Consider the following 14,418-nt stretch of genomic DNA (forward strand, 5'->3'; position numbering starts at 1 on the left):
TTACGCGGACAGCTGCCTAGCCATATGAGCCATTTTGATTGGAAGTAAACTTAGCGCCGTCTTCTTTGCCGTCTGCCCCTTTCACTTGGAGAACGAGAATGATTTGATTGAATGGACACAACAATAGAGCATGCGAGTGGCAACATAAGGGCTACAATTATAGGGAATAATATAGGCCTTATGATAAGTGGGGAGATGAACGGAATCAGTAACGCAGCAGAAATCGACATACACCGAAGAATTACTTGAGACTCGGAGGATAGCCGCTCCCGCCCACTGATCAAGCCAAGGAACGCACCAAGCGGTAAATACACCAGAAAAGCAAAAAACCCAAAATCGATCCAAAAATCCCGCATTGAGGTGGCCCAAGGATTCTCACCTACTCCTTTGGCGCGATAGTACCTTGCTATGCTTTCTCGTTGCTTGTCAAAGGTATCCTGAAATATCACTCCAGCGTTGTACGCTCCGAGTTGATGTGGCCACTCAAGTTCTAAAAAGTCATTGAGATGACGGATAGGGGAGGTTGCGTAACAACTGGAAAGGATAGTTGCCTTCCATTCGTGATCCAATTTAGACAAGTGGCGTGGTAATTGTGCCTTCGCACAATTGTATTCAATGAAGAAATTTGGGTCGCTCCGAAAATTTGGGTTTCGGCTGAGGTAGAAATTCGAAGAAAGCTGGAAGACCAGAAAGACGCCGAACACGCCTGCCGCGATCCAGCGCCCGAACGCTGGGCGATAGACAAGGAAGTAGCAAACAGCGACACCAAGACCCGTGAAAACCAAGGTTGCTCGCCCACCTTCTGCGAAAGCTTGGTCTGCCAAGGCGAGGAACCCCATCGCGGCCATTACGAGTTTCCAGCGCCTCTTATGAAGCACGAAGAGCGGGGCGAGTACAACAAAAGCAATCGAAGGGTATGACAAGACTTTGGCGATATTGGCGAGGAGCGAGCGTTCTTCGCCTGACCAATGGAGTTCCCTCGCCTGCGCCAGATTGCTTGCCGCCCCGAGAACTGGAATTTGGCCGCTGGCCAAGGTAGGCCCCAGTTGCAGCGTTACGAAAACGATCGTGATTGCTAGTAGTAAGTCTGTTGCCAGCGCTGGCCTTGCGGTAATAACGGTTCGATTTTTTCCGGAAGCAATTGAAAAGAAGCCAGCTAGAAAGAAGCTATGCGAAAGGATAACTAATGCGACTGTTTCCCACGAAATTGGGCGTGGGTATGAAACTAGACCGAGGTCTGAGATTAATATAGCTACTAGCCAGACCGAAGTAGATATAAACGGTACGCTAAAAACACCAACTTTCACCCATAAAAGGACGATAACCAAAACAAGAAAGTATGCTGTAAGTAGAGTCACGGCCGATTAACTTGAAACGAAATCTCTTTGTTCCCAGTTGCCCAGAGAATTTCAGTGAAAAGAAGGGAAAATGTCCAGGCCAATTGTTTTGAATTTCGCGGACCTGGGTTTAGCAAGGGCGTAAGTATGGAATAGAATGCCCATGCCAAGCCCAAAAGTATGAGTCCCGTCGCAGCTAACCAAGCCATATAATCGGGGCTTACATCACGCAGCTTGGTGATCGGAAGGTAGGCTATCACGGCCACGCGCACCGCGTTCGTTCCAAGCCGATTACTAAAGGAATTCATCATTGCGGCTCAATACCCAAGCCATCGAGCGATTGATAGCCCCATGCTAGAGCGCAATCTTCAAGGTGGGGTTGATCTTGGGGTGCGGCCTTTCCCAGGGCATGGATGGTCATAAGCGCTCGATTAATCCCGCTGGCACATCAAAACGCTGCCCCAGCGGTTAGCAAAGCAGCAAGAAGTGCAACGGAGACAACCATTATAAGAAGCGTCGTTCTTTCCTGCGCAAATACAAAGTTCAGCTTCGAGAAAGTAAGGTAGCGTGCGAATGGGACCGCGAAAGCAAGGTTTGCTATGAATAGTGCCAATGGATAGGTGGGCAGCCAATCAATGCCGAAGATGAAAATCAAGGGGAAGTAAAACATCGCGACGCCCATCTGATAATGGTGCCATCTCATCTCATTGGTAATCGTAAAAAAATGCAAATGGAATGATGCGTATCGGACAGGTAAATATGCGAGGCAAAACAGAATAAAAAGATCGAAGTCGATACTGGGCAGCGCCCCTGGAACGGCCACTATAGAGGCGTGGTATATCGTCCAGGCCATAGCCAATAATGCCAAATACAGTAGAATCCCAATATTGTTGGATCTCTTTGCTATAGCATGAAGTGCCACTCGATTTTTGGCTGCGTAGGCCTGCGACATTGCAGGCAAACTGGCCATAGTGTGGCCAACTGCGAGCTGAGAAATTACACCAAATAGGGTCACAAGAAAGGAAAAGGATGCGATTGAGGCGCTGTCGCCCACTTGGGCATAGATGATGCTACTCCCGTAGACAGTCAGGTAAGCCAGGACGATCCCCAAGGTGCCCTGGATTGTGCGAGGCAAGATCTCGCGCCATATGCCTCCGGACTTTGAAGTGGCAGCCATTAACTTGCCCCAATCCTTCCGGGTCGCCAATTTTTTCATGGAGGCAAGATTTAGCAGTGCCGGAGCTTGGAGCAACGCCATCGCCAGCGCCATGTTCGGCCAGATTAGCAACCCAATGGCGCTGGCGATCGCGCCCACCGTCCAACTAAATGTTTCCATTCGACGGACGTCGGCAACCTCGTTCAAGCCGAGCAAATAGGTTGTATACGGCAACGTCTGGATGCGACAAACCGCTCCGACCACGAAAATACCCCATGCGACCAAGGCCGATACATGATCACTTGTTAGGTTAATCTGACGCCACAGCAGTGGTGTGAAGACCAGTATGGCCAACATTACGTAAAGCAGGGTTGCCCAATTGAATGTATACCTAATTCCCGTAACTAGCGTGGATAACCGATTCCGGGGCGCGTCTGTACCGGTGCGCGCATGGGCGACCATATGCATCAAGATTATCGGCAAGTTGCCGATCGCCAGAACGGTAAGGGAGTGCATGGTCGCAAACAACAACCATAGTGCCACCTGATCGATGTCCAGCGCTTTGGCGACAAACGGAAGCGGAACAAGATAGGCTATGCCGCGCGATAGCGAGGCTGAAATCGTGTTTAGAGCTGGAGAACGCCAGAGTCTGAGTGCCTTACTCTCAAGGTTGGCCCATACCCGTGCCATTTACCAGCGTTCCAATACGCCACTGGATAAGCATCTATTCGCTTTCTTGCGCACGGCAAAGACAAACGATCCCAGTATGTCATATATTACGATCATGCTCGTTTTCGTAAAAATAAATGTAGCTTTGCAGCCATACTGTCTGGCATGCATCGGTTATAAAAATCGATAGCCCTGAATACAAACCTGATGTTTGCGTGATAACCTGGAGCACCGCTATATCCATAGCTGTGATGATCCCAGTTCGATTCTGGGAACAATTTTTTAATTGCTCGTCCAGTATTCATCCTGTAGTAGGTTGGAAAGACATCTTCTGACTTACGGTGCGGCTGCAGCTGCCTTAAGATCCTGACGTGTGCGCTGTTCGGTATGGTTCGGGTAGCGATGCCTATATAGCCCCACTTATTTGGCGTTCTGGCGCATAGCCAGCCTCCAGGTTTTAGTACCCTCTCAACCTCGCTTGCCAGCAGGACTGGCTTCTCGACATGCTCGAAAACATGGTCAGAAATAATCATGTCAATTGTGTGGTCGCAAATCGGTAGTCGGCCATCAGATCCAATGACTCGAGTTTCGTCGAGATCTGGATTATCGTTTATTGCGCTATCGACATCAGCGCCGATCACAATCTTTGCGCGTCCCTTGAATGTTTGGATTTGCCTACGAAATGGAGACAGGTCGGCAAGAACATTTGCGCCCCGTCCGGCCCCTAGATTAAGAACGGTCATCGAAGGATCAAGCAACGCACCGATCCTCGTGTAGAAGGCAACCGTGCAATCCTTTCGGCTGAAACCACCAGCCGCAAACTCCGGGTAGATACTGGCCTCAAACGGGCCGAGATCCCTCCTTATTTCCATCAACTCACCTATTTTGCGCAGTTCGACAGCCATTTAAAAATGTCAGGGCGGTCTGCTTTATTATCAAAACAAATTTCAGCGCGTCTGTAGCTGCGCCTCTGCAATTTCAGCCTTCAGTTCAGCGACGCGCGATGGGAGGCCGAGGCTATCAGTATTGAAATTCCTATAGCGCCTCTTTGTCTCTGCCCAAGATCGTAGCAGGCTTCGCATGTAGCGAGCAAAAGCTTTTGGAAAATGCCAAGGGTACCGAAGACTTTCCAGGACCATCGCTGCTTCCGCGGCAACTGAAGCGTCTCTGACAATATGAATGCTGTGATCGCGGATAAAGCGATTGTTCCCAGGAGTTGGGGGCGTCAGAGAAGTGAATGCGTCTCCCGGGTCGTGAACGATCAGATGCACACCATCCCACCAGCCCCCACGAGCGTCCGCAAGCTGCTGGGGTGACATGTTCCTAGGATGGCAATTCGTATACGCTTCAAACACCAGCTTATATTCAGGGAACGCCACCAGGAAGTCCCGTGTCGCTTGCCGGACATGTGCATAATTGGCGTCATCTACGATTATGCAACCGTTCTCGGCCAATATTTTAGTGCCATAGATCAAGCACATCAACTGACTTCTATAGTCATGTGGACCGTCTATGAAATAGACTCCTACTTTCCCCTTGAATTCTTGTAACCCGTCCTCAAAATCCTTGTTTATAAGAGTGAAATTCCTGACACTAAGCGCTCTCGCGCGCTCGAGCACTATTCTTTCATTTTCTCCTCTAGCGTCGAACTGGGAAAAATTATCAATTCCGTAACAGTGTATCCTGGGATTACAGAAGGCCGTATTTAACAGAGAGCTTCCCTGAAATACTCCAACCTCGAGGTAGTCGCCGTCGATCGCGCGTGTGAGACGCTGGATCAAGCCAGTCAGTTTGTCGCCGGCAAAGCCGTCCACCACGCGGTTTGGACTGCTATCGAGCACCCCGTCTTCCGCACCCTTGATGCATTCCAAGATCTTCTTCGCGTCAATGGTCATCTTTTCACTTTCGGATTCAGGGTCCATGACTGCTGCAAATTAGGATTTTACTAAATTCATTGCTGTTTCAATGTCGATCTTCTCGAAGATCTGGAGCTTGCCGCCAATTGTGGCGTCATAGATCTTCCGGCCATCAGCTTCAAAGGCACGGCGGCTGCGCAAGAAGACTTCTTCGCTCGCATCAAGATTGGGAATGCCCCAGGTTGAGCCATGCGCGAAGTAGTTTGGATCAAAATGATTCACATCCTCTCCGACGCGTTTCTCGTAGGAGTTCGATGCGCCACTACGGTCAAAGTTATGGTCAACGCCAACAATTATGACCGGATCAGCCCCCATGTAGTAAGCAAACTGTAGCGCGGGATATGTCACTGTTGCACCCGAACCCACGCCTGATGGTAGATCTGTCGAGAATTCTTCGCTGTCGAAAAGATTGAAATAATGTACGTTTTTTGATTTTCCCTTGAGGAACCAGCGCGCCTTCCAAGCTAGGTAGATTGGTATTTCACTCGCGAGGAAGCTTGCGCGATGTTGTTGTACGACCACGTTATTGACGCACAAGATCATACTTGGGCGCCATTTCGATCGAGTGAAAAGAAGGTCGATCTTGTTCATCCCGATCGATGGAATGTGAGCAAATGATTCTAGAGGAGTTTCGTTGATACTCGGGCCATTACCAACCACTAGCATGGGTTGACCTTTATACCGGTCTTTAAGATCGCGCAGGCAATCCCCCTGATGTGAGAAGCGATATAAAAGGCTCTCCAGCGGGTACCTAATTGGTTTGGTCAAGCCGATGAGCGCTTTGATCAACACGCGATCCTTTCATGGGTCTCGAAGAGCAGATCCGCTTGCACCAACGCCCCAAACGTATCTCGAACGATATTATAATTACGCAAGAGCGTGAGGCCGTTGTCGAGGAGCAGAGCCTTGATATCGGTGTATAATCTTTGTCCCTCGTAGAGTTCTGTGAACGATACCTCCACATAGATATGAGAGAAGTGCCTGAGAAGCCTGCCCGCTCCGCGCAAGACTTCATACTCAAAACCCTGCACATCGATCTTCAGCAATGATGGCTGTGGCAAATCGGCAGGTTCAAGCACCGCATCGAGCCGCTCCACTGGCACGTCTATCTGGCCCACTTCGTCCATGTTGAACATCGCCTTTTGCCTTCGTCCAAGAGGTAGAAGCGAAGAGCTGTCCTTACGCGAAGCGATATGGATCGGTAACCAAGTGGGGCTCTCACCTAGTGCGCAGCGATGCAACGTCACCCGGTTTCCGTGGACAGCGGAAAAGCGTGCTGCCTGATCGGGAATCGGCTCGAATGCATGAATTGTCGCGGCGGGCCAACGGTGCGATGCGAAGAGCGAGAACTGCCCGACATTGGCGCCGACGTCGACGACAGAGGCGAACTCAAGTCCGACGAAAGCCTCTTCATGATCTATCGTAGGCACGACTCCGCGAACCAGTCCTTTCCAGTAAGCTGGCACGAAGGACGCGCGAAGGGCCTTGGCGAAATTCATTTCTTCAATCCCTTCTCCCCGATGGACGTCAGCGCATGGTGACCCTCCGCCAGCGCCACTAACTCGCGCTCGGCAGCCGCAAGAATGGACGCTTTGCTCCACCGCTGTTTGGCCCGTACGCGCGCTTCTGTGGCGCAGCTACGATAAAGTTCACGGTCGGCGATCAGTCTTTCAATCGCGCTCGCCATGGCTGCGCCATCTTCTGGCGAGCAAGTCAGCCCGGCGCCCTCAACTTCGCGGGCGAGCCCCCGGCCGGGCTCCACACCAGCCACGACAGGCCGCCCGGATGCCAGCATGTTGGCAAGTTTGGATGGAAGTACGAGGTCTGCTGCGTCACGCTTTTGCGGCAAAAGATGGACTGTGGCGAGATTCAGCAACTCACTTAGCAGTGCCATTGGCTGGAGATCGTGGAACTGAATATTGGGTAGCCCTGCGGCAAGCTGTTCCAGGTCACCGCGAGTAGGGCCGTTGCCGCAGATGATAAATGTAACGTCATCTCGATCAGCCATGATCCGCGCTGCGTCGATCACGGTCTCAATCCCCTGCTTGCGCGCGATACTTCCTGCGTAGAGTGCCACATAGGGGGTGCGGATGTCCCACTCGGCGCGATAGCTGGAGCTCTCTTGTGGAACAATGCCATCAATATTGGCCCAATTGCGCAGCTCAAGGATGCGCGAGGGCTCGACCCCTTTTTCTACGATCTTGCTGCACATTTCGGGCGAGATCGACGTCGCCCGGTCAAAGCGCGAAAGCAAGCGTTTCTCCAGCCACAAAGCGCATTTTCCGAATAGCGAGTGTCGACCCATCTGCCCGGTGGCAAAGCCTGCTTCGACTTCAAAATCCTGGATATGTAGCCAGCTGCGTGCGCCCGCCACTCTCGCGGCGGTGAGTGCAGGCAAAGCCCCCATCAGGGCAGGTGCCACCAACATGACGACGTCCGGCCTTTGCCGCCAAGATAATCTCAGCGCGGGCAAGAAGGCGGCGAATGCGAAACTGATATAATGAACGATGCGCCGCACTCCGCTCACACTCGACGGGATGTAACAAGGACACCGGTGCACTTGGACACCTTGCTCAGTCCTGATGGTCCAACCACTCCCAGGATAGCTGTCATCGCGGCGCCATTCGGGATAAAAAGGATAGCTGCAAATTACACCAACATCATGACCCTGGGCGGCCAAATGTTGCGCGAACTCACCACTGTAAAACCCGATGCCCGTCATTTCGGGCGCGTAGTTCAGGCTGATCAGCAAGATCCTCATTGTTCAGATGGCATTCTTGCAAAACCACGCATAGGTGCTTTCCACCCCGTGACGCAGTTTAATTGTCGGAGCCCATCCGAGGGCACGCAGCTTGTCTGCCGACATAAGCTTGCGCGGCGTCCCGTCCGGCTTGGAAGTGTCATAAGTCAGCTCGCCCTCCAAGCCGACCACATCCATCACCAGCCGGGCAAGATCCTTGATCGAAATATCCGTGCCCGAACCAACATTCACATGCTCCATGCTCGAATAATTCTTGAGCAGAAACACCAGCGCATCGGCGCAGTCATCGACATGCAGGAATTCGCGCAGGGGCGCGCCGCTGCCCCAGATTTCCAGGTCCTGTTCACTGCGCAGTTTAGCTTCGTGGGCCTTGCGCAAAAGCGCTGGCAGCACATGGCTTGTTTCAAGGTCGAAATTGTCGCCTGGCCCATAGAGATTTGTTGGCATCGCGCTGATGTAATCGCAGCCATGCTGCTTGCGATAAGCTTGGCACATCTTGATCCCGGCAATCTTGGCGATCGCATACCACTCGTTGGTCGGTTCAAGCGACCCCGTCAGCAATGACTCTTCGACAATCGGCTGTTCGGCAAACTTGGGATAGATGCAGGAAGATCCCAGAAAGAGCAGCTTCTCAACACCCGACTGCCGCGCACCTTCAATCAGGTTCGCTTCGATCATCAGATTGTCGTAGAGAAAATCGGCCGGATAGCTGTCATTGGCGAGGATTCCGCCGACCTTAGCGGCAGCGACAATTACTGCGTCTGGGCGGTTTGCGGCATACCATTCGCGAACCTTCGCCTGTTCTCGCAGGTCGGCTGAACGATCCGAAGTAAGTATCTCGCAGCCCTCGGGTTCAAGCCGCCTGACCAGCGCACTGCCGACCATGCCGTTGTGGCCAGCCACGTAGACCTTCTTGCCGTCAAGCGAAAAGGCCATCATGCATCCTTGGTGATCGGCGCGTTGCGCATCACCTCAAGATCCGCTCGCACCATTTCGCGGGCGAGTTCACGAGCACTCGTTTCATGCCTCCAGCCCAGCTTTTGATGCGCCTTGCTCGGATCGCCGAGCAGCAGTTCGACCTCGGTCGGGCGGAAATAGCGCGAATCGACTTCGACCAGCAAACGGCCGTCACCGATCGTATAGCCTTTTTCTTCAGCGCCTTCGCCGCGAAACTCGAGTGGCAATCCAACTTCGTCGAAGGCCCAACGTACGAAATCTCGCACTTCCGTGGTCTCGCCAGTCGCCAGCACGTAATCGTCCGGCTCGTCCTGCTGCAGCATCATCCACATGCCGCGTACATATTCTCGTGCATGGCCCCAGTCGCGCTTGGCATCGAGGTTGCCCAGATATAGCCGGTCCTGGCGCCCCAACGCAATCGCGGCTGCTGCTCGAGTGATCTTTCGCGTAACGAAAGTTTCGCCGCGAAGCGGACTTTCATGATTGAACAAAATGCCATTTGACGCGTGCATGCCATAGGCTTCGCGGTAATTGACCGTGATCCAATAGGCATAGAGCTTGGCCGCCCCGTAAGGCGAACGCGGATAGAACGGGGTCGTCTCGCGCTGGGGCACTTCCTGCACCAGCCCGTAGAGCTCCGAAGTCGAGGCCTGGTAGAAACGCGCACTCTTTTCCATTCCCAGTATGCGCATTGCCTCGAGCAGCCGCAGCGTGCCGACTGCATCGGCATTGGCCGTGTATTCGGGCGTCTCGAAGGAAACTGCAACATGGCTTTGCGCGGCGAGGTTGTAGATCTCGCTTGGCTGTACCTCTTGCATGATGCGGATGAGGTTGGTCGAATCCGTCATGTCGCCATAGTGCAGGTGGAATCTGGCATCCGGGACGTGCGGGTCTTGATAAATGTCCTCGATCCTGCCGGTGTTGAAGGATGAGGAACGGCGCTTGATCCCGTGCACCTCATAGCCCTTCTCGAGCAACAATTGCGCGAGATAGGCGCCATCCTGCCCGGTGACACCGGTGATAAGTGCGGTTTTTGCCATGTATCTTTTACTCTTGAGATCAAGCAAGGGGCGCCAGGGCCAAGATCACGCGATCACGGCCCATCTGAAACAAAACTCCCCTAACCCGATGCATATTGATAGCTGTAGCCATAGCTATAGGAATAACCTGCCGACTTGGCATCGAACTTGGTCATCAATACGCCGATCACATTGGCACCGCCGGCTTGCAGCCTATGTATCGAGCCACGCACGTTATTGGCACGGTTGCGACCGGCCTCGGTGACGAACAGGCAGCCTTCGGTAATGCTCGCAATCTCGATGGCGTCGGCAAGGCCAAGTGTCGGCGGGCTGTCGACCAGCACGATGTCATATTGCGTGTTTAGCTCTTGCAGGACTGTGCGCAGCGCCGGGCTTGCCAGCATGTCAGTCGGGTTCGGCGGGATGCCGCCGCTCGGAATAAAGAAAATACCTTCATGCTCGGTCGCATGCGTTACTTCAGCCGCCTGTTTGTTTCCGGTCAGCAGGTCTGACATGCCTTCGCCATTCTTGATCCCGAACAGGTTGTGCTGGTTAGGGCGGCGCAAATCGAGGTCAATCACCAACACGCGTTTGCCAATCCGGCTGAGCGCCACGGCAGTTGCGTAGCAGCTAGAGGATTTACCCTCACCCTGTACCGCGCTGGTAAAGGCGAGGCTTTTCGGCAGCCCATGAGAGGTGGCCAGGACAAGCGAAGAACGTAGACTTGCGTAATGCTCAGATACTTCGGTCTTGGGATCAAGGATAAGTTCTTGAACGCTTTGGCCTTCATCGACCTTGGGGCTCGCGCCAAGCAGTGGCAAGCTCAACTTGCGGGCTACATCATCCGGCGTGCGGAGCATGTCGAAGAACTGCTCCCGTCCGAACACGAACAGTCCGGCTAGGCCGATCCCGCCTAATAGCGCGAGTGCGAGGTTGAGAGGGATATTTGGACTGACGGGTTCGACCGGTCGCGTCGCGCGGTCAACAATCGAGACGTTGTTCGCCTGGACGCCAGCCTCTGCATTGAGTGCGTTGAACCGGGTCAGCAACAAATCATAAAGCTGGCGGTCATTATTGGTCTGTCGCTGAAGAATGCCGAGCTGGACGCCGCGCTCCTGCTCATCAAGAGTTTCGGTCTTCAGCTGCGCAATTTGGACCTCGAGCGCGCGCTCCTGCTCAAGAGCCATTTCGTAGTTAGCCCTGACAGTCTGCTGGATGCTTGAGGCGATGGCGTTAATCTGACGATCAAGCTCGTCAAGCCGAGCTTTGGCCTGTTTGACGCTGGGAAATTCCTCCTTGCGCCGCTGCAGTTCCTGCTCGTACTCGGCCTGAACTTTTGCACGTTCTTCGAGCAGGTTCTGGACCGCAAGATTATTGAGTGCCTCCGGCAAATTGATCGGGCTCTCTCGCCGTGCGGTCTCCCAGGCCTGCTGGGCAGCAATCCTGCGGGAGAGTGCCGCCGAATAGTCGCTGTTCAACTGAACCAGCGTAGCCGTCACCAGCGAGCGCGGATTGGTAGCGGTATTGCTAGTGGCAATTGCCGCATTGGATGCGTCGATCACGCGAGTGCGTCGCGCATATTCCAGAGCCGCGCGCTCCGATTCAGCCAGCCGGATGGCCGATTCCTGCAATTGCTCCTGCAGGAATTCGCGTGCGTAAGAAGAGGTGTCGAACTTGCGCTGGAGATTGTTGCGAATGTAGTTTTCGGCAAAGCTGTTGGCAATGCGGGCAGCGAGGCTCCCGTCAGGACTATCAAAAGCAATCAAGGCGATACGGGAATCGAGCGGAAGGCTTACGCCTAGGTTCTCCTCAAGCGTTTCGATTACAAGCTCGCGTTGTGCCTCTTCAGGAGGAAGTATGCTCGATTCAACAGAATCCGCATCGACATTCATCTGCTCAAGAAAGCGCGGGTTGTTGAACAGTTGCAGGTCCTCGGCCACCGCCTGGGCTATGGCACGGCTCCTGATAACGTCCAGCTGGGTTTGCAGGAAACGATCCGAGTCCGCGATCGCGGCAGTTGCATTCGTATCTTCGGTGCCAAGAACTTTGGCTGCTTCCTGGTCAATCTGTACTGTTGCAGTGGCGCGAAAGATCGGCGTCGACAGGATTGTGATCACCACCCCAAGGAGCAGGCAGGCCAGAATGATACCTGCGATCCAGAACCGCGAACGATAGACTGCCGCCCAGATTGCCTCAAAGTCGATCGAAATTAGGCCGTCGGCATCATACTCGCCATCATATTTGTCATCGAAGGTTGGCGCGAGGCGACCGTTCCCGCCCTTATTGTTCATCTGATTCTCGTGGCGATTCATAATACTGGTTCTTCTGCTCATACCGACTTAGCGACCGTCAAGCCGCACGAACACGGTAGCGAGCAGCGGCGAGAGTTGAAGGAAATCGCGGAACAGCGCCTTGGCGAAAGAATTGCCGACTACCACGATATCACCGGCCAGAATTTGCGGATTATCGGCCTGACCCTTGCGAATGTCGTCAAGGTTGAACTGTGCAGCGTAGAGTCCATCTTCCTTGCGCCGGAACACGATCACCTCGCCCAATTTGGCGGTTTGCGTTGGACCTTCTGCCAACGCCATCGCTTGCAACAGGTTTGATTGTCCCTGGATTTCGAAAATGCCCGGCTTCTTGACCGCGCCTTCGACCGTTATGTTCTGCGAAGCGGATTCGGAGACGATGATCGAAACCTGCGGATCGATCAGGTAGCGCTCCCCCAAGCGCCCAGCGATCGCGGTCGACAATTCAGTTCCGGTTTTCCCTGCCGCCTCTACGAGTCCGATCAGCGGCAGCAGCACGTCTCCGCTGGCATCAACTGGAACTTCCTCGAGCGACAGGTCCGGTTCCTGAAATACGGTGATCTTGAGCACGTCAAGCGGGCCAATCTTGTACTCGCTCGGGCGCGTTTCGCCGGTTGGAGCCGGGAACATGGCATAGGCCTGTTCTCCGCGCGGCAGATTGGTGGAAGAACATGCGGTGAGCGCCACGGCGATCAGCCCGCAAATACTGGCCCTTAACAAGACAAGAAACTCCTTCGGGGGCTAAACACGTCAGTGTCGCGGCGCACCATCAAGTACGACGGATATGCCACTAGCCGATCAAATCACTCAAAGAAACCATTCTTGACAGGAAATTTTCGACGAAAGAAAATCCGTGTGCGACCGGTTCTTGCAACTTGCCCCCTTTTGGGCTGATGACTTAGTATCTAGTGTCATTGAAATTCTCGAGTGGGGCTAAGCCCACCGGCCGGATCATTGCCAAACGTTCTGTTCGGCCTTCTCGAGATAGCGGGCAAGGACATTCACGGATTTCCATCCCCCCGCACGCATGATCGCGGCGGTGTCAAATCCACGTGTCAAAAGGTCTTGGGCAGCGCCAACGCGCATCGAATGGCCGCTGAATGACGCAATCTGTGCGGCGCAGAGCCCGCTCCGCTGTGCAGCCTCCTTGATCACCCGTCGCACTGAGGTTGCCTCGAGGCATCGGTCGATCACTTTACCTTGATAGATCGGGCAGAACAGCCACTCGATTTCTGGTCCGCGGTAAGCAAGCCATTGATTCAGAAGATCAGCCGCGCGTTTAGATGTAAATGCAATGCGCCCCTGACCGAACTGGTCCGCCTTGCTACGGCGGATAAGGACCCGCAAGGTGCCGTCCTCGCGCTCGGTCAGGTCATCGTTTCGCAGGGCTATGAGTTCCGAGCGCCGCGTCAGCAACTCATAGCCCAGGGCAAGCATGGCGCGGTTACGAAGACCCCATGGGGTTTCGGGCTCACTGGCCAGAAACTGGTCGAGATAGGCACGCGTCATTCCCTTGGCTTGTCGTGGTCGGATCGCTCGGGCTCGGCGGACCTTGCGCAGGGCGAGGTTGATATCCTCATCATAAGTGGGGTCAGGCAGCCTGAGCAGGCGATGCACCTTGCGGATAGCATAAAGCCGGCGCTGCACCGTCGAAGGTGCCTTGGACTGCCCCTGCTCCACAAGAAAGCGGCATACTGCCTCGACCGTCGCGGGGAACGACCTGTCTATCTTATTCTCCACGCACCAGTATTCGAAAGCCTCGACATCGGCGCGGTAACTGAGCATTGTTGAGGGAGCATAGGCGCCCTCGAGGCGTTGGAATTGGGAGCGCCACTCGCGATCAAACTTTAGAGCATTCATGCTACCTATATGATAGAAATTAAATCACAATGCAAGTCGAAGGATTGACCGCGCAGCAAATAAAGGCGGCACGCGGCGCCCTTGGTTGGTCAGTTCAAGATCTAGCCAAGAGGACTGGCGTCGGTTCTGCGACGATCTCGCGCTACGAACTCGCTGATGCTGTTCCAAGATCGCGCAAGGACAATCTGGCGAAGATACGTTCGGCCTTCGAGGCTGCTGGCATCGAATTCATCGGCACGCCAGAAGATCGGCCCGGAATCAGGATCGGAATGTCGCCGAAGCTTTGAAGTCAGAGCTTGAGGGGGAAAATCTTGTGCTTGGCCAAACATTCGATCACTTGCAGTCCAATGTGCGCGCAGATCTGCCTGTCGCCGTTTCGCAAGATTTTAGGGCACAGGCTCGTGGGAAGGGTTGGGTTTTTGCATGAATGGTTA

At 53.9% G+C, this 14,418-nt stretch carries 13 protein-coding genes; 1 reads left to right on the forward strand and 12 read right to left on the reverse strand.

The genetic code is table 11. The annotated features are described in order from the left end of the window. Nucleotides 1-50: 50 nt before the first annotated feature. From ACX3VQ_RS07120 to ACX3VQ_RS07175, 12 genes are all read right to left on the reverse strand, one after another. Nucleotides 51-1,358, reverse strand: coding sequence for an oligosaccharide repeat unit polymerase (locus tag ACX3VQ_RS07120; RefSeq protein WP_462580177.1), 1,308 nt, complete (start codon nucleotides 1,356-1,358; stop codon nucleotides 51-53). Between the two features lie 427 nt (nucleotides 1,359-1,785). Continuing rightward, nucleotides 1,786-3,183 carry a hypothetical protein gene (locus tag ACX3VQ_RS07125; RefSeq protein ID WP_462580178.1) on the reverse strand — a complete coding sequence of 466 codons (1,398 nt, stop codon included), beginning with the start codon at nucleotides 3,181-3,183 and terminating at the stop codon, nucleotides 1,786-1,788. A gap of 92 nt (nucleotides 3,184-3,275) precedes the next feature. Then, nucleotides 3,276-4,067, reverse strand: a complete 792-nt coding sequence (locus tag ACX3VQ_RS07130; RefSeq protein ID WP_462580179.1) for a class I SAM-dependent methyltransferase — start codon at nucleotides 4,065-4,067, stop codon at nucleotides 3,276-3,278. A gap of 42 nt (nucleotides 4,068-4,109) precedes the next feature. Continuing rightward, nucleotides 4,110-5,057: a class I SAM-dependent methyltransferase gene (locus tag ACX3VQ_RS07135; RefSeq protein WP_462580180.1), complete on the reverse strand. Its 948-nt coding sequence runs from the start codon at nucleotides 5,055-5,057 to the stop codon at nucleotides 4,110-4,112. Between the two features lie 39 nt (nucleotides 5,058-5,096). Next, the gene (locus tag ACX3VQ_RS07140) at nucleotides 5,097-5,867 is read right to left on the reverse strand and encodes a hypothetical protein (RefSeq protein ID WP_462580181.1); all 771 of its coding nucleotides are present in this window, start codon (nucleotides 5,865-5,867) and stop codon (nucleotides 5,097-5,099) included. Then, on the reverse strand, nucleotides 5,864-6,577 hold the full coding sequence (locus ACX3VQ_RS07145) for an FkbM family methyltransferase (protein WP_462580183.1): 714 nt from the start codon (nucleotides 6,575-6,577) through the stop codon (nucleotides 5,864-5,866). The genes ACX3VQ_RS07140 and ACX3VQ_RS07145 overlap by 4 nt, the downstream gene beginning before the upstream one ends. Beyond that, complete coding sequence (locus tag ACX3VQ_RS07150; RefSeq protein WP_462580185.1) at nucleotides 6,574-7,839, reverse strand: WcaI family glycosyltransferase; 1,266 nt, start codon at nucleotides 7,837-7,839, stop codon at nucleotides 6,574-6,576. Before ACX3VQ_RS07150 ends, ACX3VQ_RS07145 begins: the two co-directional genes overlap by 4 nt. 3 nt (nucleotides 7,840-7,842) lie before the next feature. Further along, on the reverse strand, nucleotides 7,843-8,778 hold the full coding sequence (gene fcl, locus ACX3VQ_RS07155; protein ID WP_462580186.1) for a GDP-L-fucose synthase: 936 nt from the start codon (nucleotides 8,776-8,778) through the stop codon (nucleotides 7,843-7,845). Further along, complete coding sequence (gmd, locus tag ACX3VQ_RS07160; RefSeq protein ID WP_462580187.1) at nucleotides 8,775-9,836, reverse strand: GDP-mannose 4,6-dehydratase; 1,062 nt, start codon at nucleotides 9,834-9,836, stop codon at nucleotides 8,775-8,777. The genes fcl and gmd overlap by 4 nt, the downstream gene beginning before the upstream one ends. Nucleotides 9,837-9,916: 80 nt before the next feature. Next, nucleotides 9,917-12,106, reverse strand: a complete 2,190-nt coding sequence (locus ACX3VQ_RS07165; protein ID WP_462580188.1) for a GumC family protein — start codon at nucleotides 12,104-12,106, stop codon at nucleotides 9,917-9,919. A 48-nt stretch (nucleotides 12,107-12,154) separates the two neighbouring features. Further along, nucleotides 12,155-12,844 carry a polysaccharide biosynthesis/export family protein gene (locus ACX3VQ_RS07170; protein WP_462580189.1) on the reverse strand — a complete coding sequence of 230 codons (690 nt, stop codon included), beginning with the start codon at nucleotides 12,842-12,844 and terminating at the stop codon, nucleotides 12,155-12,157. A 231-nt stretch (nucleotides 12,845-13,075) separates the two neighbouring features. Next, on the reverse strand, nucleotides 13,076-13,984 hold the full coding sequence (locus ACX3VQ_RS07175; protein WP_462580190.1) for a tyrosine-type recombinase/integrase: 909 nt from the start codon (nucleotides 13,982-13,984) through the stop codon (nucleotides 13,076-13,078). A 29-nt stretch (nucleotides 13,985-14,013) separates the two neighbouring features. On the opposite strand from ACX3VQ_RS07175, the gene ACX3VQ_RS07180 reads away from it, so the two are divergent. Beyond that, nucleotides 14,014-14,271 (forward strand): helix-turn-helix domain-containing protein, encoded by a 258-nt coding sequence (locus ACX3VQ_RS07180; RefSeq protein WP_462580191.1) that lies wholly within the window; start codon nucleotides 14,014-14,016, stop codon nucleotides 14,269-14,271. Nucleotides 14,272-14,418 lie beyond the last annotated feature (147 nt).

It is taken from the genome of Altererythrobacter chaiwopuensis (assembly GCF_054957735.1).